This window comes from Vibrio sp. RE86, from assembly GCF_013114545.1.
Taxonomy (GTDB): domain Bacteria; phylum Pseudomonadota; class Gammaproteobacteria; order Enterobacterales; family Vibrionaceae; genus Vibrio.
The window spans coordinates 190,782-212,512 of record NZ_VTXI01000002.1 but is presented as its reverse complement, the minus strand read 5'-3'; the positions used below and the strand labels follow the sequence as shown (position 1 = coordinate 212,512).

22 protein-coding genes are annotated in these 21,731 nt (G+C 45.5%); 14 read left to right on the top strand and 8 right to left on the bottom strand.

What is annotated here, in order from left to right:
• The first annotated feature begins 23 nt into the window (after positions 1-23).
• The 11 genes from F0231_RS03195 to F0231_RS03145 are packed head-to-tail and all read left to right on the top strand — an operon-like array spanning position 24 to position 11,233.
• Positions 24-383 (top strand): 3-hydroxyacyl-ACP dehydratase, encoded by a 360-nt coding sequence (locus F0231_RS03195; protein ID WP_171758264.1) that lies wholly within the window; start codon positions 24-26, stop codon positions 381-383.
• The gene (locus tag F0231_RS03190) at positions 384-2,096 is read left to right on the top strand and encodes a glycosyltransferase family 2 protein (protein WP_171758263.1); all 1,713 of its coding nucleotides are present in this window, start codon (positions 384-386) and stop codon (positions 2,094-2,096) included.
• Entirely contained in the window at positions 2,077-3,630 is a 1,554-nt protein-coding gene (hutH, locus tag F0231_RS03185; RefSeq protein WP_171758262.1) for a histidine ammonia-lyase, read from the top strand. Before F0231_RS03190 ends, hutH begins: the two co-directional genes overlap by 20 nt.
• Entirely contained in the window at positions 3,630-4,088 is a 459-nt protein-coding gene (locus F0231_RS03180) for a thioesterase family protein (RefSeq protein WP_171758261.1), read from the top strand. Before hutH ends, F0231_RS03180 begins: the two co-directional genes overlap by 1 nt.
• Positions 4,088-4,696, top strand: a complete 609-nt coding sequence (locus F0231_RS03175) for an outer membrane lipoprotein carrier protein LolA (protein ID WP_171758416.1) — start codon at positions 4,088-4,090, stop codon at positions 4,694-4,696. The genes F0231_RS03180 and F0231_RS03175 overlap by 1 nt, the downstream gene beginning before the upstream one ends.
• Positions 4,668-7,004: an MMPL family transporter gene (locus F0231_RS03170; protein ID WP_171758417.1), complete on the top strand. Its 2,337-nt coding sequence runs from the start codon at positions 4,668-4,670 to the stop codon at positions 7,002-7,004. The genes F0231_RS03175 and F0231_RS03170 overlap by 29 nt, the downstream gene beginning before the upstream one ends.
• A complete protein-coding gene (locus F0231_RS03165; protein ID WP_171758260.1) occupies positions 7,001-7,624 on the top strand; it encodes a DUF3261 domain-containing protein in 624 nt (207 codons plus the stop codon). Before F0231_RS03170 ends, F0231_RS03165 begins: the two co-directional genes overlap by 4 nt.
• A 22-nt stretch (positions 7,625-7,646) precedes the next feature.
• Positions 7,647-8,834: a beta-ketoacyl-[acyl-carrier-protein] synthase family protein gene (locus F0231_RS03160; protein ID WP_171758259.1), complete on the top strand. Its 1,188-nt coding sequence runs from the start codon at positions 7,647-7,649 to the stop codon at positions 8,832-8,834.
• Positions 8,827-9,291 (top strand): hotdog family protein, encoded by a 465-nt coding sequence (locus F0231_RS03155; RefSeq protein WP_171758258.1) that lies wholly within the window; start codon positions 8,827-8,829, stop codon positions 9,289-9,291. Before F0231_RS03160 ends, F0231_RS03155 begins: the two co-directional genes overlap by 8 nt.
• A complete protein-coding gene (locus F0231_RS03150; RefSeq protein ID WP_171758257.1) occupies positions 9,288-10,013 on the top strand; it encodes a 3-ketoacyl-ACP reductase FabG2 in 726 nt (241 codons plus the stop codon). The genes F0231_RS03155 and F0231_RS03150 overlap by 4 nt, the downstream gene beginning before the upstream one ends.
• A complete protein-coding gene (locus F0231_RS03145) occupies positions 10,010-11,233 on the top strand; it encodes a beta-ketoacyl-ACP synthase (protein ID WP_171758256.1) in 1,224 nt (407 codons plus the stop codon). Before F0231_RS03150 ends, F0231_RS03145 begins: the two co-directional genes overlap by 4 nt.
• Positions 11,234-11,389: 156 nt before the next feature.
• Here the strand turns inward: F0231_RS03145 and F0231_RS03140 are convergent, their stop codons facing one another.
• From F0231_RS03140 to catB, 3 genes are all read right to left on the bottom strand, one after another.
• On the bottom strand, positions 11,390-12,238 hold the full coding sequence (locus tag F0231_RS03140) for a pirin family protein (RefSeq protein WP_171758255.1): 849 nt from the start codon (positions 12,236-12,238) through the stop codon (positions 11,390-11,392).
• A gap of 112 nt (positions 12,239-12,350) precedes the next feature.
• Positions 12,351-12,848 carry a DUF2867 domain-containing protein gene (locus tag F0231_RS03135; RefSeq protein WP_171758415.1) on the bottom strand — a complete coding sequence of 166 codons (498 nt, stop codon included), beginning with the start codon at positions 12,846-12,848 and terminating at the stop codon, positions 12,351-12,353.
• 107 nt (positions 12,849-12,955) lie between these two features.
• Entirely contained in the window at positions 12,956-13,585 is a 630-nt protein-coding gene (catB, locus tag F0231_RS03130; protein ID WP_171758254.1) for a type B chloramphenicol O-acetyltransferase, read from the bottom strand.
• A gap of 189 nt (positions 13,586-13,774) precedes the next feature.
• Between catB and F0231_RS03125 the strand changes: the two genes are divergently transcribed.
• A complete protein-coding gene (locus tag F0231_RS03125; RefSeq protein WP_171758253.1) occupies positions 13,775-15,070 on the top strand; it encodes an alpha/beta fold hydrolase in 1,296 nt (431 codons plus the stop codon).
• A 49-nt stretch (positions 15,071-15,119) separates the two neighbouring features.
• On the opposite strand, the gene F0231_RS03120 is transcribed toward F0231_RS03125, so the two are convergent.
• From F0231_RS03120 to F0231_RS03100, 5 genes are all read right to left on the bottom strand, one after another.
• The gene (locus F0231_RS03120; protein WP_171758252.1) at positions 15,120-15,683 is read right to left on the bottom strand and encodes a hypothetical protein; all 564 of its coding nucleotides are present in this window, start codon (positions 15,681-15,683) and stop codon (positions 15,120-15,122) included.
• A gap of 167 nt (positions 15,684-15,850) precedes the next feature.
• Positions 15,851-16,999 (bottom strand): BamA/TamA family outer membrane protein, encoded by a 1,149-nt coding sequence (locus F0231_RS03115; RefSeq protein WP_171758251.1) that lies wholly within the window; start codon positions 16,997-16,999, stop codon positions 15,851-15,853.
• A gap of 218 nt (positions 17,000-17,217) precedes the next feature.
• Positions 17,218-17,706 (bottom strand): hypothetical protein, encoded by a 489-nt coding sequence (locus F0231_RS03110; RefSeq protein ID WP_171758250.1) that lies wholly within the window; start codon positions 17,704-17,706, stop codon positions 17,218-17,220.
• 159 nt (positions 17,707-17,865) lie between these two features.
• On the bottom strand, positions 17,866-18,246 hold the full coding sequence (locus tag F0231_RS03105) for a VOC family protein (RefSeq protein WP_171758249.1): 381 nt from the start codon (positions 18,244-18,246) through the stop codon (positions 17,866-17,868).
• 67 nt (positions 18,247-18,313) lie between these two features.
• Positions 18,314-20,425 (bottom strand): diguanylate cyclase, encoded by a 2,112-nt coding sequence (locus F0231_RS03100; RefSeq protein ID WP_171758248.1) that lies wholly within the window; start codon positions 20,423-20,425, stop codon positions 18,314-18,316.
• Between the two features lie 130 nt (positions 20,426-20,555).
• Here F0231_RS03100 and arfB point away from each other — a divergent pair, with 130 nt between their 5' ends.
• Positions 20,556-20,969 carry an alternative ribosome rescue aminoacyl-tRNA hydrolase ArfB gene (gene arfB, locus F0231_RS03095; protein WP_171758247.1) on the top strand — a complete coding sequence of 138 codons (414 nt, stop codon included), beginning with the start codon at positions 20,556-20,558 and terminating at the stop codon, positions 20,967-20,969.
• Between the two features lie 55 nt (positions 20,970-21,024).
• Positions 21,025-21,666, top strand: a complete 642-nt coding sequence (locus tag F0231_RS03090) for an START domain-containing protein (protein WP_171758246.1) — start codon at positions 21,025-21,027, stop codon at positions 21,664-21,666.
• Positions 21,667-21,731: the final 65 nt, after the last annotated feature.

Below are 21,731 nucleotides of genomic sequence, written 5' to 3'. Positions count from 1 at the left end.
ACACCAAGAAAGAACTTAAAGAAATGGAAAAACGTAAACCCACCATCATCGCAGTCGAGAACAAAGATAACAACGTGACCATCACGATGAAGGTCGACGCTGATATCTTAGATTTTCGCGGCCATTTTACCCATTTTCCGCTGTTACCAGGTGTCAGTCAGATTGATTGGGCACTGCATTATGCCATCGAGCACTTGCATACGCCGCCCACATTTAAAGGCATGGAAGTGATTAAGTTCCAAGAGCCTATCCTTCCTGACTCGACCGTCGATTTGAGCCTTGTCTGGGATGGTGAAAAACAGAAGCTTGCGTTTAAGTACAGCTCTCTACGTGATGAGCAACTGATCATCCACTCATCTGGAAAAATGAAGCTAGGTGAGTAAGTGAGCCAATATAATCCTTGTTTTCTAATCCCTTGCTACAACCATGGCAGCACCATTGCTGCTGTGGTGTCTTCGCTGAACTCTTTTAAATTCCCTTTTCTTTTAGTCGATGACGGTAGCAACGCAGAGACAAAACACGCACTCCAAATCGTTGCTCAAGAAGAGAACGTGACTTTGGTGACCCTTGCTGAAAACCAAGGCAAAGGGGGCGCGGTTATGGCGGGTATTCGCCATGCTCACGATCTTGGGTACAGTCATGTCATCCAGATTGACGCTGACGGCCAACATGATATCGAAGCACTTCCGCAACTCATTGCGCGCTCAAAAGAGAGCCCAACTCATTTAATCTCTGGTCAACCTATTTACGATGACAGTGTACCTAAAGCGCGCTTATATGGCCGCTATGCTACACACATTTGGGTATGGATAGAAACGCTATCATTTGCCATTAAAGACAGTATGTGTGGATTTCGTACGTACCCCGTCTCTTCCACCGTCGCGGTTCTCGACAAATATGACATCGGCACTCGAATGGACTTCGACATCGAGATTTTGGTGCGAATGTATTGGGAAGGCATTGAGATCGACTTTGTTGAAACTCGTGTTATCTACCCTGAAGGTGGCATCTCTCACTTTGATGCGCTCTGGGACAATGTGAAAATCAGTTGGATGCACACTCGCCTGTTTTTCGGCATGCTTCCACGTATTCCAAAATTGCTGGCACGAAAACGCCTTCGCAAAGCCTCTGACAACCAACAACATTGGTCTAAGCGTCAAGAGCAAGGCACCATCTTAGGCATAAAATTGCTCTTAGCTGTGTACAGCTTGCTTGGTCGCGGTGTTTTCAACCTGATCTTGAAAGGGGTAATTCGCTACTACCACCTAACCAGCAAAGACGCCAAACAAGCATCAGAAATCTATCTAGAGCAGTTGAAGCGTCATGCCGAGCAGCAATCTATCGCACTACCAAAGTCGCTCGATAGTTATCATCACCTGCTCTCTTTCGGCCATACCATGCTCGACAAACTGGCGGCATGGAAAGGCGATTTTAATGTCGACAACTTAACCATTCATGGCCAAGAACATTTTCAAGAGATGGTCGACAACAAGCAAGGGATACTGATCCTAGGCTCTCACCTTGGCAATATTGAACTTTGCCGAGCTCTCAGCCGCAGACACACTCATGTCAAAATCAATGCCCTTGTGTTCACCGAACATGCGGAACGTTTTAATACAGTGATGAAAGCAGTAAACCCAAACTCAGACCTGAACTTAATACAAGTCAGCACTATGGGGCCGGATACTGCCATACTCTTACAGCAAAAAATTGAGCAAGGTGAATGGGTCGTGATTGTTGGGGATAGAACCTCCACCAGTAAAGAGAGTCGCTCAGTATGGGCTGATTTTTTAGGTAAGCCCGCTCCCTTTCCGCAAGGACCATTTATGCTCGCCTCCGTATTAAAGGCGCCTGTATATCTACTGTTTGGCCTTCGTGACGACACTAGCGACAAGCCGCACTTTAATGTTTATTTCGAACCTTTTAGCGACAAGATCGTACTTCCAAGAAAAGAGCGCCAGCAAGCGCTTAACGATGTTGTTCAGCGATATGCCACACGCTTAGAGCACTACACTCTACAAGCCCCATTACAGTGGTATAATTTTTTCAATTTTTGGACTTTAAGTAATCAGAAAGATGACGACGCAAAACAATAACACCATTACGTTCGGCGCAGAGGCTCTTACCATCGAAGATGTGGTCGCTATTGCGCAAGGTGCCAACGCCAATTTAAACAACTCACCTGAGTTCACTTCTAAGATTGATCGTGGCGTGGCCTTTTTAGAGCGCTTGCTAAAAGAAGAAGGCGTTATCTATGGCGTAACCACAGGCTATGGTGATTCATGTACTGTGGCCATTCCACCAAATCTGGTCGATGAACTTCCACTGCACCTAACTCGTTTCCACGGCTGTGGACTAGGCGAAGTTCTTTCTCATGAACAGGCTCGCGCAGTTTTGGCCACACGTCTATGTTCATTGGCTCAAGGTGTGTCTGGCGTTACCCATGATTTACTGAATCAGATCGTCACTCTCATCAATCAAGATATTGCGCCGCGTATTCCTCAAGAAGGCTCCGTCGGTGCAAGTGGTGACTTAACACCGCTTTCCTACCTTGCTGCCGCACTGATTGGTGAACGAGATGTGCTTTACAAAGGCGACGTGCGCCCAACCGCTGAGGTGTATGCCGAACTGGGAATCAACCCAATCCACTTAAAGCCGAAAGAAGGCTTAGCGCTGATGAACGGTACATCGGTGATGACGGCCCTAGCGTGTCTTGCGTATAAACGCGCCGAATACCTTGCGCAGCTTTGTACCAAGATTACCGCGATGGTGTCAGTAGGTATGCACGGGAATGACTTCCACTTTGATGAAGCCCTATTTGCTGTTAAACCTCATCCGGGTCAGCAACAAGTCGCGGCATGGTTACGTGACGACCTCAAAGCGGATCGCCCGCCGCGCAATAGCGACCGTCTACAAGATCGTTACTCTTTGCGTTGTGCTCCGCATGTTATTGGTGTGGTGCAAGACTCACTGCCGTGGCTACGCTCAATGATTGAAAACGAGCTAAACAGTGCCAACGACAACCCAATTATTGATGGCGATAACGAACGTGTACTTCATGGTGGTCACTTCTACGGTGGTCACATTGCAATGGCGATGGACACACTGAAAACAGGAATTGCCAACCTAGCCGATCTGCTTGATCGCCAAATGGCACAGCTGATGGACTACAAGTTCAACAACGGCCTACCCTTTAACCTAACGGGTGCAGAAGGTGAGCGTAAACCTATCAACCACGGTTTTAAAGCCGTTCAGATTGGTATTTCCGCTTGGACAGCAGAAGCCTTAAAGCACACCATGCCTGCGAGTGTTTTCTCACGCTCTACCGAATGTCACAACCAAGATAAAGTCAGCATGGGCACTATTGCAGCTCGTGACTGTATTCGAGTGCTAGAGTTAACTGAGCAAGTAGCAGCAGCCTCTCTACTTGCGAGTATTCAAGCGGTTGAGATTCGCCGTCGTCATAACGAGCTTGATGAGCACCACATGAGTGACAACCTCAAAATGATTCGTGATGCGGTTCTGAGTGAATTCGAATTTGTCGTGGAGGATCGTCCGTTAGAAAATGACCTTCGCCACTTTATCGACCGCATTCAGCAACGCCACTGGCCACTTTACCCGGAGGCATAATGGAGCAAGCGATTGAGTTTCCGCTTGAGTCAGAGGTAACGCTGGTTACCTCTTTCCAAGACGCTGACCCTATGGGTGTTATCTATCACGGTAACTACTTCCGCTTTTTCGAGGAAGCACGCCGAGTGATGATGGAAAAGATCAACTATGGCTACCTTGCGATGAATGATTCTGGCTACATGTGGCCAATCATTGATACGCGCGTAAAGTATGTCAAAGCGATTCCTTTCAATCACAAGATTCGTGTCGCAGGTAAGTTAACCGAGTGGGAAAACCGTCTACGCATCGATTTTGTTATCTATGATGCCGAGACAGGCCAGCGGATGTGTAAGGCCTACACAACACAAGTTGCTGTCTCGATTGAATCTCAAGAGATGTGTTTCGCTTCACCCAAGGTGTTTATCGATAAAGTAGAAGAGTGGCACCAAACAGGTCGCATTGGTGAGGAAAATCAATGATGAAGAAGTGGTTCTCTTTATTGCTGCTAATCATGTCCCCACTGGTCAACGCGCAAGTTTCCGACCTAACTGCTTTGCAATCACAGTTATCGGCTAACGACATTGTACGTGGTGATTTTACTCAACGTCGTCATATTGAAATGTTTGCCCAGCCTCTCAGCTCCGAAGGGCAATTTACCTTGAGCAAAGATAAGGGCTTACTGTGGCAACAAACAACGCCGTTTCCGGTCAACCTAGTCCTGACGCAAGATAAACTACGCCAAACATTTGCAGGCCAAGAGCCACAAACCATCACCGCTCAAGATAATCCAATGGCATTTTACTTTAGCCACGTTTTCCTGGCGGTGTTCCACGGTGATACGGACGCACTTAAAGAGCAGTTTGACGTCAGTTTTAGCTCAGATGAAGCCCAATGGACCATTACATTGGCACCGATTCAGGCACCTTTAAACTCTGTGTTTGAAACTATTACGCTCTCTGGCCAAGAAGATATTAACAAACTTGTTCTGCAAGAGCTTCGTGGTGACAAAACAGAAATACTCTTCTCCAACCAAACTCATCAACCCGAAGGACTCACCGATGCTGAACAAGCGCAATTCAGCTTCTAACGAGTTATCCGCTTCGACCAACAAAGTCGCTTTAGCTTGGTTGGTCGTTGTTGTCGTGTTCCTCGTCATGCTTACTCAGCAATGGTTAGGCTCAACACGCTCTCCCATTGAAACCAATATCCTCAAGCTGCTGCCGACAAACCAGCAAAACCCAGTCGCGGAGCAGGCGTTTGAAGCCGTTTCAAACAACCTAAGTGATAAGGTGGTCTTCGTCCTTTCTAGCTCAAATAGCGACAACACCTATGCCGCTGCGGGCGACTTTGAGCAATCCCTGTCAGATACTGGCCTATTCTCCGATGTGATTGGTCAGGTCGATGCGACCCAACAGCAGGAGTGGGCAAGCTACTACTTCTCACACCGTTTTCAGCAGCTCACCGACGAGCAGCGTCAACGTCTAAGCACACAACCTCAAGTCCAAACCCAGCACGTCATCCAGTCGATATACAATCCATTTTCTGGGGTGACCGGCAACGAGCTAAGCAGTGACCCGTTTTTGATTTTTCGAGATTATCTGGCTCAGTTAACTCAGCTCAATAACGCTTTTACACTCAAAAATGGCTACTTGGTGACCGAATATAATGGCCAAGACCACCTGTTAGTAACTGCAACACTCAAGGAATCCCCTTATAGCCTTGCAGCTCAGCAAGGTGTCAGCAAGATTCGTGATATCGAGGCCAAGCTGTCTGAAAACTATCAGGTTGATACCATTCACACAGGTGTACTCTTCTATGCTGAATTTGGCACACAGAGCGCCAAGCAAGAGATCAGTACCATTGGCCTTTTTTCTCTTTTAGGCGTTGTTGTACTGATACTCGCGGTGTTTCGCAGTGCTGCACCACTTAGCCTCGCGCTACTCTCTATCAGCATCGGCCTTCTCGCGGCATTGGCCGTGACCACTTGGGTATTTGGCCGAGTGCACCTATTTAGTTTGGTGTTTGGTGCAAGTCTGATCGGCGTTTCTATTGATTATGCTTTCCACTATCTGACCGAGCGTCTCGCTGCTGGGGAGAAATGGGATAGCAAAAAAGGACTGCAACACATTTTTGCCGCGATCACGATGGGATTAGTGACCAGCTTGATTGGTTATTTGGGGATGATGATTACACCGTTCCCTGGGTTGCAACAATTGGCACTGTTTTCTTCAATCGGTCTGATCGCCGCCTATGTGACCGTTGTGGCTTGGTATCCAGTACTGGCAAGAAAACCTAGCAGCAATCGACCAATACCTGGCAAAAACATGTGGAACGCTTGGCTATCCCTTTGGGCAAAACCTTCGACTCGAATCGCATTACCGGTGCTTTGTCTTATCGCGGCTGGCTACCCGCTAGCCAATCTTCATTACGACGATGACATTCGCCAGCTTCAAGCAATGCCAGAGAGTTTAAAACAGCAAGAGCAGTTCATTGCACTGCTGAGTGGTGTCGAGTCATCTCAGCAAATGTTGGTTGTCACCGCCAACGACGATCAATCACTGCTAGAAAAACTCCAGCAACTCACGCCAAAGCTTGACCAATGGCAGCAAACGGATGTTATCACTGGCTATCAAAGCCTAACCCAATACATCAGCTCTGTGGCTCGCCAAGAAGCCGATCACAAACTGATTGAGCACCTTTATCAAAGCCAGTCTACGGCGCTGTCACAAGCACTGCAGCTTCATCAGCCCCCAGTGTTTGAGCAAGACTTCAAACCCGTCTCTTTGCAAGAGTATCTAGCCAATTCCGTTTCTGAACCTGTGCGTTTTCTCTATATCGGGCAAATCGACGACCAAGTTGCGGGGGTTATTTCTTTACGTGGACTGAGCGACTCTGACGTAGTCAAAAATTTCGTTCAAACAGACAGCCAATTGAGTTACCTAAATAAAGCCGAGGAGATCTCTGTTCTATTTGCTCAATACCGCATAAAAGTGATGGAACTCCTCGGATTGGCGCTGCTGGTCATCGCAACGCTATTGACCAAACGCTATGGCTGGAAGCACACAGTTTATATCCTATTGCCGTCGTTAATTGCCTGTCTTGCGGGATTAGCGGCCGCATCTGCGGTTGGCTCCACACTCAATCTGTTCAATTTACTCGCACTTATTCTCATTATTGGGATTGGCATCGACTACACCCTGTTTTTTGCTGAAAAAGCTCGAAGCTTGAGTACATTACTCGCCATCACTTTATCTGCACTTACAACCCTGCTGTCATTTGGCTTGCTATCACTCAGTCAAACGCACGCAATACACAGTTTTGGCATTACGGTACTCAGCGGTATTTTTGTCGCTTGGTTATTGTCTCCTTTGGCGATTCAAGAGAGGAAATCATGAGTAACTCAATTCTAAAGAAAGCGATCTTGAGAAAAACACTGTTAGCGGCACTGCTTACAAGTGTACTTTCTGCGTGCAGCATGCAGCCTCAAAGTGTCACGCCCAGCGTGAAAATTACCGAACAAGAGAAAGTAAATCTGCCAACACCCAGCTCTCTTGGCTACACTTTAACAGCAAGCCAACTGATTAGCGCCTCATGGGAACAGGGTGAACAAAGTGGAACTCAACAATTGCCGGTTCAATTGCAAGTGGATCAAGATAAGCTTGTCTTGGCTGGGTTTTCGTCTTGGGGTACACGAGTATTATCGCTGTCTTATCAAGGCGATGAGATCTCAACCGAGGTGCTGACAGGTTTGAACAACGTCTTACCTGCGCCAGAACAGGTACTATTTAACCTAATGATCACCCTCTGGCCGAGTTCTGCTTGGGAAGCCCCTTTAAATAAGGTAAGGTGGCAATTAATTGATAAAGGTAATTCTAGAGCGGTTTTTGATAAACAAGGCAATCAGGTTATCGACATACAATACGGCAACAGCGACAAGCTAAAAGGTCAAATCACCTTTCGCCACTTAGTCGACAACTACACCATCGTCATCAATACGCTTGATTATCAAAAGTAGTAGCAACGCCATAGTAAACATCATGTCGACGAACGTATCTAAACCAATTTACATCCAAGCTTGCGGCTTTCACTCCGCGATGGGCGCGAGTGCAACTGACATTCATCAATGTTTGTCCGGCCAACGAAACGCGAATATGGTTCGTGACGATCAGGCGCTCAATACAGGAGCCTCCACGATTGTCGGCAGAGTTGATGATTCGCTACCAAACATCCCAAAGCATTTAAGCCAATTCGATACCCGCAATAACCAACTGGCGTTGTCCGCTCTCAAACAGATTGAGCAAGACGTGCAGCAGGCTGTTTCGCAGTATGGTTCTTCTCGTATCGCTGTCATCGTTGGTACCAGCACATCAGGTATTTCAGATGGTGAAGTGGCTTTCAAGCACAAACTTGATGACGGCGAATACCCTCAAGAGTACCACTACCGTAAACAAGAGCTTGGTAACAGCAGTGAGTTCGTTGCTCAGTATTTTGGTATTACAGGGCCATGTTATTCCATCTCTACCGCATGTTCGTCGAGCGGCCGTGTGTTTATTTCAGCCCAGCGTCTATTAAGAAGTGGACTTGTCGATGCCGTTGTCGTAGGTGGTGCAGACACAATATGCCAATTAACACTGAATGGATTCCATGGTTTAGAAGCGCTTTCGAGCAACTTGTGCCAACCATTTAGCGATGACCGAGATGGGATCAATATTGGTGAATCAGCGGCGTTTATGTTGCTCAGCAATCAACATTCACCCGTCGCGCTACTTGGGGCGGGAGATAGCTCAGATGCCCATCATATCTCAGCACCACACCCAGAAGGCAACGGCGCTGAGCAAGCAATGAATAAAGCGCTCAATGATGCCGGGCTAACCATCAATGACATCGGCTACATCAATGCCCACGGAACAGCGACACCTCTCAATGACAGTATGGAGAGCAAAGCGATTTATCGTCTGTTTGGAAGCTCCGTTCCCGTCAGCTCAACCAAGCCTTTAACAGGACACACTTTAGGTGCCGCTAGTGCGACTGAAGCCGCCATTGCTTGGCACCTTTTAAAACACGATTTACCACTGCCTATTCAGCATTGCCAAAACAGAGCAGAAGACATTCAAGTCAACTTGGTTGAAAGCACAACCAAGCTGCAAGGCAAAGCCATTTTAAGTAACTCCTTTGCATTTGGTGGTAATAACATTAGTCTTATTTTCGGTTACACCCATGACTAACTATCCCCCTATTGGGCACTTGCTGCCTCATGATGAACCCATGATTTTAATCGATAGAGCGATCGATATTCAGCAGGATTCAATTTATTGCCAAGTTGAGATTGGCGAGAAAAACCCGTTTTTCAACGCTGAATCTCAGACGATTCCTGCTTATGTAGGTATCGAGTTTATGGCCCAATCCGTCGCAGCATGGTCAGGCTATCACGCCAAACAGAAGGGTGAAGAACCACCGATTGGTTTCTTACTTGGCAGCCGTCGTTACTCTTCACATTGCGATCGATTCCAAAACGGTCAACTGCTTGATGTGTACGCTGAAAAACTGATGGAAGATAATGGTATGGCTGTATTTACAGCGCGCATTGAATTTGAGCAACAAGTGATGGCGAGTTGCCAGCTCAACGTCTATGTTCCGTCAGAAGAAAAATTAGAAGAAATGAAGATTAGGAGTCAACAATGATCCGACAAGTATTAGTCACAGGCGCGAGTAAAGGGATCGGTAAAGCGATCGCTACTCAACTAGCGACAGATGGATTCACTATTGTTGTCCACTACATGGGCGATGAGAAAGGCGCTCAAGACACTTTAAATACAATCATTGAAAATGGCGGTCAGGGTCGCTTGATTCAGTTTGATATCAGTAATCGCGAAGAGTGTCGCACCAAATTAGAGGCTGACATCGAAGAGCATGGCGCATACTACGGTGTGGTCAATAATGCTGGTATCACACGTGACACCGCTTTCCCTGCCATGACCGAAGAAGAGTGGGATGGTGTTATCCATACCAACTTAGACAGTTTTTACAACGTTCTACACCCTTGTGTAATGCCGATGGTGCAAAAACGCAAAGGTGGCCGAATCGTCACATTAGCTTCGGTATCAGGCTTGATGGGTAACCGTGGCCAAACCAACTACAGCGCAGCCAAAGCAGGTGTGATTGGTGCGACTAAATCGCTGGCACTGGAACTTGCCAAGCGCAAGATCACCGTAAACTGCGTAGCCCCTGGTCTGATTGATACTGGAATGGTCGACGAGCATGTAAAAGAACATGCGATGCCACAGATTCCACTGCGCCGTATGGGTGAACCGGAAGAAGTCGCAGGCCTTGTCAGCTACTTAATGTCGGATATTGCAGGTTACGTAACTCGCCAAGTCATTTCCGTTAACGGAGGCCTAGTATGAGCCGCCGCGTCGTTGTTACAGGTATGTCGGGCGTTACTGCATTTGGTAATGACTGGCAAGCGATTGAACCTAAACTGCGCGCTTGTGAAAATGCCACCCAATACATGCCCTCTTATGAGCAGTACGATGGCTTAAACACCAAGTTGGCCGCACCTGTTGACGATTTTGAACTGCCAAAACATTACAAGCGCAAGCAAGTCCGTGGTATGGGCCGAGTGTCTAAACTGGCTACTGTCGCGACTGAAAACGCGCTTGAACAAGCCGGCCTAATTGGCAGCCCAGTCCTGACCAATGGACAGACAGGTATCGCTTACGGTTCGTCAACAGGCAGTACCGATGCCATTGGCGCATTTGGCGTAATGCTGAATGAAAAAACCACCAAAGCCATCACTGCAACCACTTATGTTCAGATGATGCCACACACAACCGCAGTTAACGTCGGTCTGTTCTTTGGGCTTAAAGGTCGTGTCATTCCAACCAGCAGCGCATGTACGTCAGGCAGCCAAGCGATTGGTTACGCTTTTGAAGCCATCAAGCACGGTTATCAAACCGTCATGGTGGCTGGTGGTGGTGAAGAACTTTGCCCAACAGAGTCAGCGGTCTTCGATACTCTGTTTGCCACCAGCTTAAAGAATGATGCGCCTAAGTCGACGCCTCGCCCTTACGATACGCATCGTGACGGCTTGGTGATTGGTGAAGGTGCAGGTACGCTCGTTTTAGAAGAGTACGAACATGCCAAAGCGCGCGGGGCGACGATCTTTGCGGAAATCATCGGCTTTGCTAGCAACTGCGATGCCGCTCATGTGACTCAGCCACAGATGGAAACCATGCAGATTTGTATGGAAATGGCACTGCAAAATGCAGGCATTGAGGCGGACAGAATCGATTATGTCTCAGCGCATGGTACAGCTACAGACCGTGGCGATATTGCAGAGAGTAACGCAACAGCCAACGCCCTGGGTAAAGTGCCGATCAGTTCGTTAAAGAGCTACTTTGGTCATACGCTTGGCGCTTGTGGTGCGATTGAAGCGTGGTTAAGCCTAGAGATGATGCACACAGGATGGTTTAGCCCAACACTAAACCTAGATAGCCTCGATGAGCAGTGTGGCAACCTAGATTACATTACAGGCTCAGGTCGAGAGCTTAACGTGGAATACTTGATGAGCAATAACTTTGCTTTTGGTGGTATCAACACGTCGATCATCTTCAAAAAGATCTAACCTGAAAGCCTTATCCAATAAGCCCTCAAGTGTGAGGGCTTTTTATTTCTGGCAATAAAAAACCACGCATTGAAGCGTGGCTAAAACAAAAATCAACGGCAGTGGAATGTTGGTTTTTGACTATGCGAAGCTCAAACTGAGCTCCAAAGACTATTCTTAATACGTTTCGAACACACCTGAGTTGTAGTCATGAATGGTTTGTTCGATTTCCGCCATACTATTCATAACAAACGGGCCATAGTGCACAACAGGCTCATCAATGGGCTGGCCAGAGAATACAAGTGCACCGACCGAGTCTAATGCGCTTAGCTCTGCCAACTCCCCCTTGGTCAATAGCGCCATTTCTCCTTGCTTTAACTGCTTGCCACCAATCGTCAATGATCCTTGATGGCTGTAGACCATCATGTTGAACGCTTCTGGTGTCGCAATTGACACCCTCTGACCTTGTTCTGCGCGCCAGTCGGATACGGTGAGATCAACGCCTGTTTTATCTAATGGGCCTTTAACTAACTGACTATTCGCTGTCACTGAACCCGCTAATACTCTCAGTAAGCCGAGCTCTGGCGTGGCATGTTCTGTGATCATTTCAGGTTGAAAATCAAAATATTGTGCGGGCTTCATTTTGTCGCGAGCAGGCTGGTTTATCCAAATCTGGAAACCGTGTAAATCACCCTCTTCCATAATTGGCATTTCACTGTGAATCACTCCACGCCCCGCAGCCATCCATTGAGCGCCGCCAGATCTCAGCTCACCGACATTACCCATATGGTCTTTATGTTGGAAATGGCCTTTCATCATATAGGTTAAGGTTTCAATACCGCGATGCGGGTGAGGAGGAAAGCCGCCAACATAATCTGCTCGCTGATCGGACTTAAGTTCATCCATCATTAAGAAAGGAGAAAATTCCGCATTGTTAAAACCAGCCACACGCTTGATTTTCACTCCATCACCATCGGATGTCGCATGCGCTCGAATGATTTGGTTGATTTGTCTTGAGTTGCTCATAGTAAGCCCCTTAGCTGTGCTTTAACTGAATGAAAACAGTTTAACGCTTCAACCAAGGAACTGGAGCATAGGGATTAGAGCTAGTCGTTCGAAAAAATTGAATAAGTAAAAGCTAACGAGGCAGTAAAGTATTCAAAGATTTAGGCACTATCACTTTATGTACCGGAGCAACAAAAAGCATGTAGATTTTTCCAAAGCGATTTTTGACATGGACGACCGTCGTAGCATGCAAGGTTGCCATGTTTCCCTTTGGCACAAGAAGAAACGACAAACGAACATTAAGGTGCTTATCGCAATCCTCCACCACAACTTCATTATGGCGTAGGCTGACAATAGAAAAGATCCCCACTTGATCGCCAACTTGGTAATCCTCCATAGGTTTCTTATTGTCTACATCCCCCATTCGTCCTAGGTGCTTCAAACCCAGCTTGGACACAATGCGATTACGTAAATCCATCAAGACGTTCACCCATTTAGGCGTGCGATTGACCATCTCAAAATAGATCTCTAGAGCCGACTCTCCTTGATAGGGAAGCTCAATTGAAAAGCTATCAGCAAAGTAAGCTTGCGGAAGGTAAGGATGAATATCGGCTTCAGCGGGTAAATCCATTGGCATTTCTCTCCATTTTTGAAGGTAAAGCCACCTTATCGGTTACCATGAATAAAACAAAGTCGAGGTCACTTAATCCCTCGCTTTGTCTTACATATAATACGAACTCATGATCGAATATGCTGTTGCCAGTAATGGTACAAGCCATCAATGTCTGCGCTGCTTAGTAGTTTCATTGCGCCAGCAAGTTGTTCGTCAGACCAATGCCACCACTGCATGTCACTCAACTTACTGATCTGCTCTGGCGAAAAGCGAAACTTAATATGTTTGGCAGGGTTTGAACCAACCACTTCATAAGGTTTTACATCTTTGGTCACTAACGCTCGACTTGTAATGATTGCACCATCGCCGATCGTGACTCCCGCCATGATCATCGCCTCAGAACCAATCCAAACGTCGTTCCCAATCACCGTGTCACCTGCTCGTTCAAAGCCATCTTCTGCGTCAGAGAAGTGAGTATTGTCTTGGTAAAAAAATGGGAAAGTTGTTATCCAATCGGAGCGGTGCCCTTGGTTGCCCGCCATCATAAAAACAGCGCCTGATCCAATTGAACAAAAGTTGCCAATAATCAGTTTATCGACATCATCCCTCTCTGGTGACAAGTAGCGAGCGCAATCATCAAAGCTATGGCCATGGTAGTAGCCCGAATAGTAGCTGTGACGACCCGCAATAATATTGGGGTTAGTGATTTGTTCGATCAACGATTTACCCGCAAACGGAGATTCAAAATAGTTCATAGTTTCGTTCTTTTAGTTAGATTTAAAGTCCGTGACTCTAGGTGTTTAGGATACGCCGACCTTTGACCGTGGTCACTCAACATTATGCATCGGCATACGCGCACCACAGTTACTAAAACTTACGTTGGTCTGTTAACAGCATCGGGGTAAGATACCCCATCACCACTTCATGGAAGTCAAAACAACAAAATGAATGCTCAAGAATTTATTGATTCCGGCGTAAAGTACACGCCCCACACGTTCCAGCTGCCGCTCGATTACTCAAACCCAAACAAAGGTATTATTGAGGTTTTTGCGCGTGAACTTAGCCTTGTGTCAGACGGCGACAATCAAAAGCCGTGGTTAGTTTATTTTCAAGGAGGCCCTGGCTTTCCTTCTCCACGTCAAAATGGCAACAGTGGATGGGTGAAACGTGCACTGCAAGAGTACCGTGTGCTGCTACTTGACCAACGAGGTACCGGAAATAGCTCTGTCATTACGCATCAAACACTGGCGCACCTGACAGCTCAAGAACAAGCAGAGTACCTGAGTCACTTTCGAGCAGACAACATCGTTCGCGACGCAGAAGCCATTCGTGAAAAATTTGGCGTAACTCAGTGGGCGATTCTAGGGCAGAGCTTTGGTGGATTTTGCTCGCTGACCTATTTGTCACTGTTTCCAGATAGCTTATCTCGCAGCTACATTACTGGTGGTGTTCCATCGATTTCACGTCATCCAGATGATGTTTATCAAGCGACCTTTAAACGTACTCTTGAAAAGAACCAAGCCTTCTTCGAGCAGTTTCCCAAAGCTCAAGAGTTGTGCCAAGACATTGCTGACCACTTAATTAGCAACGAAGAGCTTCTACCAAATGGCCAGCGCTTTACCGCTGAGCAGTTCCAACAAATTGGTATCAATTTTGGTATGAGCGATACGTTCTTACCAACCTACTACTTGCTTGAGAACGCATTTGTCGAAGTGAACGGTAAGCCACAGCTTCGCTACGAATTCTTAAATAGCATGTTGATGGAGCAAGGGTTTCAGACCAACCCTATCTACGCAATTCTGCACGAGTCCATTTATTGCCAAGGTTTTGCGTCACAGTGGAGTGCTCATCGCGTTCGTCAACAACATGAAGCGTTTAACTACCAACCTGGCAAGCCATTCTTGTTCACAGGTGAAATGGTATTCCCTTGGATGTTTGACCAATATGAGTGTTTAAAACCACTGAAAGAAGTAGCCGAACTACTCGCTGAAAAAACCGATTGGACGTCGCTTTACAATGCAGAAGTACTGAGCCAAAACCGAGTTCCTGTAAGCTGCGCGGTTTATGCAGATGATATGTTTGTCGAAATGGATATTAGCCGCGAAACTCTGGCTCTTATTCCGAACGCTAAAGCATGGATCACCAATGAATATGAGCACAACGGCCTACGTGCTGATGGCGAACGTATTCTTAATAAGTTGATTGCCATGGGGAATCAGACTGCGGCAACGCTAGCGTAAATTAAAGCCCAATATAAAATAGCCCCGAGGGTTTCGGGGCTAAACCTGATTATTTGACTTCTTCAATTTTAGTTTTAGCTTTAAGAACTAGGTCTTTAACCTTAGAAAGGTCTGCGAGGTTGTAGTAAGCCGCTACACCACCAATTTTCCCACTTGATACCGCAGCCATCACTTTATCACCAGAACTAAACGTCGAAATTTTCAAGTCACCTTTCGTTGAGTAGTCCGCTTGGAAGTCTTGGAACTGAGTCACCTCTGGATTTATCTTAGAAATGTAATCAATGCCCGCAATAAGAGAATCGATCTCATCATAATCAATAAAAGTAGTATGTGATTTATCGTATCGTCCATCTTCCTTAAACGCTTCGATCGTTATTCCATACTCTTTTTGACCAGTACTGACATTGGTAAACTCTTTGCTCTCAACATTAACCACCGTGCTATATAGCCCTGTTGCTGAGCCAATTTTTTCAAATCCTCGAACAAGAACCACACCTGTTTTGGCACTAAACTGCTCTAACTTCGTTTTTGGCACTGGTACTGTATCTTTTAAATTGCTTGCGAAAACACTACAAGACAAAGTCGCTAATGCAATAATGAATAGATTTCTCATAATAGGATGGTCCTAGTTTATTAAAGGTTGTGGTATACACGTTGATTTCATCGTGTGCGTAAAAGGCAGACTTCACGTTTACCCTATGGTGTTATCGAAATGCATTTAAAGTTATGCATATCGATATATGAATATTAAAACTTACTTAATCAACATAGCAGGTAGCATCAGAAACTCTCACCGAGACCAAAGTAGACCAACCACTCATCAGAATTGTTGTAGGTTACATCCATTCGTATATTGATTCGTTCATCATCTAGAACGCGATAACGCAAACCAGCACCAACCATTGCTAACGTATCAGCATCACTAAAGTTTTGCTCTTTTTGAAGAGGGTTAGCTAAACGCCCATAGGCCTTTCCTACCCCTGTCAATGTCACAAGTGTAAGGCGGTCGATATGTTCATAACCGCTCTCTTCAATGCTGTACCGATACTCCACTTCTAAACTGGTTATATTTGCGGTTGGCATGGTATTACCTACGATAAAGCCTCTTTGAAGATCCCGACCTTGCCGACCATAAAGGCTCAGAGCACTGCTTGGCGCATGCTCTGAGTCGAGTAAGTATCGGTTCAACCATCTTGCGGCTAAAAACTGATTATTCTTGTCGTTGATGCTGTGATAATAACGGAGGTCAGAATCTAACAGAGAGTATGTCGCGTCAGAGTCGTTTCCCATCCATTCTTGGTGCCCTTCATAAGTAATGGAAAACATATAGCCACCGTGCGGGTAGTAGTAATGCTCTCGAGTATCGATCAACAAAGAGATCGACGCTCCAATATCAGAACAATAAGATAGGCATCGATTTGCGGCCAATAGCTGCACTCGGTCACGATAGGTCTTTCCGCTGTATTTTTCTGTTTGGTAACTAACGCCGATGCCCATGAAAAAGGTATCTGTAAACGAATAATAGAGGTCACCAAAAAAGTTAATTTCTTCTTGAATTGCGGATGCTTTATGCCTCGCTTTATCAAAGAACTTCACGTCAAGATCAGAATAGTTAAAACCAAAATCGGTAACTAAACGAAATTTCTCCAGTAACAGATCGGTATTCCCACGCAGGCTATAGCTGTCACTTTGTGTATAAATTAAGGTCGCAGATATGGTCGAAGGGCTAGTTTGTCCATCATATGTATAAAAGCTATACATCGGTATAACTGACACGCCAGTATGAATACTAGGATCATAGAAAGGAATGGCGATTAGCTTGAATTCAGAGTCTATTGGTTGCTCAATATCTTTGCGCTGATCCTCACTCGCCATTATGGATAGCGGTACAGCAGTACAAATCAGTGGAGCAAATCTAACTAGGGACATTTCAGTCTCGCTAAACTTTGATGCTTGCCCTGTCCTCACATAACAACCTAAACATCACCCCATCAAATATCGTTATCCATATCGATATACCAATTAATAATGGTGGGATTATAGACAATCCTATAAACAAGTAAAGATTTAATTCGATTTTACATACGAATTAAATTCTCGTAATAAAATAGAGATGGAGGAGTAACTATTCTTAATCTAGAGCCATTTTAGCTTTTTGGGTCACTCTTGGGTGAAGATCTTTCCTTAGCGATTTTCATGACCGACAACCCCATCAGTTTTTGCAGCAATACTAAACCATCATCTCCGAGTGATTGAGCAACGACTTCTTCAAGGCGCCTTACTCCATAACCCGTTAAATCAACCATGAATGGATCGCTACAGTTGAGGTTGATAAGGAATCGAATAATATTCACGAAGCCATTATCTTCCAACGACTCAACCCATGATTGTTCCAAACTACACAATGAATCAAAGTTGAGTTTGCCGAGAAAATAGGGTTCGATTCTACCTCGTATTGCGGTCACTAGAGTTTCACTTTTGTGATAACTCTGAATGGTCGATTGACGCCAATTCACATAATGAGCAATGTTATAGAACGTAAGCGCATCGTAGCCTTGTTCAAGAAACAGCTGCCATATTCCATCATTCAATTGTTCTAATTTTCTCTGTCTCTCTTCTCTTGAAATCCTAGCCATATGCTACTCCTAAAGGTAATACGATAAATGTTATCCATATCGGTAAATGGAATCAATTGAACTTTAATGTAAAGAGACATACTTGGCAGCAGCCTATAAAATAAAAAGCCCCCATCGTTATCGGTGGGGGCTTTCTATTTTCAGGTATCTAATACCAACCTAACTCATCGAGTGAAGACCAATCATATTACCTTCTGTATCAGACACCATTGAGATAAAGCCGTGTTGCCCGATAGAGAATTTAGGGTGGACGACTTTACCGCCCGCAGCTTCTACTCGCCCTTGTTCTATCGCGCAATCTTCACATGAGAAGTAGACCAAGGTACTATTCCCACCTGGTGAGACCCCTTCCATTTTTGCTAATGCCCCTGCTGCGCCATATTGCTCCATGGATGAAGGGAAAGCCCACATATCAATATCCACTTTAGGCTCGTCACCAATATTTTCTAGCACAGTATTAAACACCTTTTGATAGAACCCTTTCGCACGGTCCATATCTTCGACGTAAATTTCAAACCAACCTACTGGATTCATTTCCATAACACAGTCCTTATTGCCACCAACAGTGATAATAGAAAGCTAGCTCACACAGCACATTTTCGCTCAATTAAAAACCAACTTCCGCTTCCATTCTTGAAGATGATTCAAGGCAGCACACTTTGTTTCGACCTTGCTCTTTAGCCTGATAAAGCGCTTTATCTGCCATTTGTATAACATCTTTCACTGTCAGATCTGGGTGCCCTACACAACTAGCGACACCAATAGATAAAGTGACTCGGTCACCCACTTTCGACGCCGGGTGGCACAAATCAGCTTCTTCTAGCGCGCACACTAATGTCTGTGCTTTTTGGTAGGCTGATTGAACCTCATCCCCCTGTAAAAGGATGAAGAACTCATCACCACCATAACGAAAGACGTCCCCAGAAGCGTCGAATGTATTGTGCAGTAATGCGGATAAATGGCCCAACAGTTTATCGCCCGAACTATGGCCCAATGTATCGTTGTACTGTTTAAAGTAGTCGATATCGATCATGATCATACTCAGTGACTGATCCTTTTGCGCAATATATTGCCCAGCAACCTCGTCAAATGTACGACGGTTGAGTAACCCAGTCAGCCCATCCGTTTTCGACATTTTCTCAAGCTGGCGTCGCTGGGTAATATTATTGATCGCTACTGCGATAAACTGGCCTAGTTGATCCATAATATCGAGGTGATGTTGCTCATAACGATACGTTTTACTATGTTGTAATGACATACAACCTAGCACTTCATCGCCCAAGATGATCGGCGTAAATATTCCTGAAAACGTCATCGTTTCTGTACCGGGAATATAAGTGATATTTTCAGATGCTAGATGAGGTAGATAGTAATAAATCTCTGAAGGGGTGCCTGTATTCAATAAAACAGACTTTCTTGTGCTACAGCAATATGCCGCTATGCTGCTCATGTCCGAGTAGCAGTATGAAAGAGGCGGCAACACACCATCCATCTTAACCTGATAGTCATTGTGCATCATGTCATTTTCTTCATCTAACATTGTCAGAGAAAAATACTCACACGGCAATATACGCTTAACCCCTTCTAGGATATTGGGCAGCACCCAAGCAATATCATCACAAGTTGCGATCATTTGACCGATGCCACTAATAGCGGACATGTACTCTTTCATTTGAAGGTAGTTATGTTGCTTCTGTTCTCGCTCAGTCAGCACAAGCTGCTCACTGACTAGAAAAGCTTTTTCCTCAGACTCTTTCTTTCTTAGTTCATCAAAAAGAGAACGTTGAATCTCAACCTGATTAAAAGCGGCCTCGTTCAGCCCTGTTTCTCGGTAGCACGTATAAAGCAGTTGATGAAGATGCATTTTTAGATGCAAATTTTCCTGAGTGTGACTGTGACCCTCTACATATTCTAATCGCACCAAAGCATCTTCGTAGCGGGCTTGACTGACAAGATATTCCCCATATTCAAAATACACTTCATTTATCGTATGGATCACACTGGTTTTTCCCATCTCACTCATCGCAGAGCGAAAATAGCGCTCTGCGTGTTCATGCTGCTGCTGCGCCACATGCCACTGAGCTCTAGCGAGGCTGTTGTATCCTTTGACATAGTCACTCTCAATCTCGATAGCAAGTGTTGTTGCACTATTAAGATGCTCAAGTGCCGAATCAAACTCACCCAATTTAGTTTGAGCTAGAGCAATATTGTGATGATTGATCGCCATCGCTAGAGGGCGAGACAAGGTATTTTCACTGGTGATCACTTGCTGCCCGCATTCAATCGCATGGGTGTTATCACCGAGCTTCAAATAGATATCGGATAAGAATATTTTGAGAACCATTAAGTAGGATGGCTCAAAAAGGTGCTCATTTCTCTGTGCTTTCATCAAATACTGTAACGCAACCTGATACTCGCCGAGATCACCAAATAAACGACCCAAATTTACGTAAACAACGTTTTCAAGTACTGCCTCATTCTGACTTAGGCAATTCTTTATTAACTGAGAAAACGCATCAATCGCGATGCGGTGAGGTTGAGTCCGATAAGTGTGGCACGCATCAATGAATTCACTGTAGATCGATTTAGGCTCGATATCTGCTTTTGCTGCTATTTCTTTGATTTTACGCTTTGCATCATCAAACGCTGACGGCGAATGATCGTTTTGGATATTAATGGCAGCGTATAAACACTCTTGATGAGCAGCGGTGGATATCATAGTCAAACTCAGTAATAAAATTTCCACCGATTATATAGAATGACATACCATGTAACAACTCAATACCGCGATTCGTACAATCGCCTTTTTATGAGGTACACTGAGCGAGTTTTCATTCGAATAAGTCCGCATGTTAAAAATATCTAACACCGTCACTCTCCAATCATGGGAAATTCAACTCAGTGCAATCCGCGCTCAAGGCGCTGGTGGTCAGAACGTCAATAAAGTCTCATCAGCCATTCACTTGCAGTTTGATGTCAAGCACTCCACCTTGCCTGCGATCTACAAAGAGCGAGTTTTAGCGCTCAAAGATTCTCGTATCTCAAAGGAAGGTGTGATCACGATTAAGGCACAACAGTTTCGCACTCAAGAACAGAACAAAGAAGATGCGCTAAACCGCCTTGCGGAGATGATCCAAGCGGCAATGGTGGTGCAGAAAAAGCGCAGAGAGACTAAACCGACTCGCGCTTCAAAAGAGCGCAGACTTAAAGGGAAAAACATCAAATCTCAGACCAAGTCTTTACGCGGTAAAGTTCAACACTAGACCGCAATATTGTATATGCTTGATGTTCAAGGACTGAATTCACAATGGCAGACATATGGCAGTAGTAAGAGTAAGCACACTTATTTGTTTGTGTTGGTTTTCACTCGAGGGTAGTGCGAACGCTGCTCAGCCTTGGCAATTTGATAGTGACCGAAATGGCATTTCTATTTTCACCCGTGAGCACAAAGATGGATTAGTCGAAATTCGTGCTCAGATGTTTGCAACCACAAGCTACAGTGCTTTTCTGACCCTGCTTGAAGACAGTGAAAATATCCCTAACTGGATTGATAACGCGAGCCATAGTCGTGTACTGACCCAAATTTCGCCAACAGAAAACATTGTTTACACCCAATTTACAGCACCTTGGCCAGCACGAGACCGAGATATGGTGACCTACTCTACATACGCCGTCGATGAGTTAGGGTTAACCCTGACAATAAAAGATGCACCGGTTACTGCGCTTGCTGAGCAAGAGGGTTACATCAGAATTAAGAAAGTCGATGCTAGTTGGACTCTACAAACACTGACGAATGGCTCGACCTTCATCGAATATACCGCTTACGCTGACCCAGGAGGGTTCCTCCCTAACTGGCTCAAGAACAAGCTCTCTAAGCAGAGCGCGCAAACAACCTTTGAAAACCTTCGAGATCAGCTCCCTAGCTACCAAAAGTTCACACACCCTCAAATTCGCGAGTAGCTCTTCCTCGACCGCTCCAAAAAAAAGGTCAGCGATAGACGCTGACCTTAAAGCTATTTGAAGAA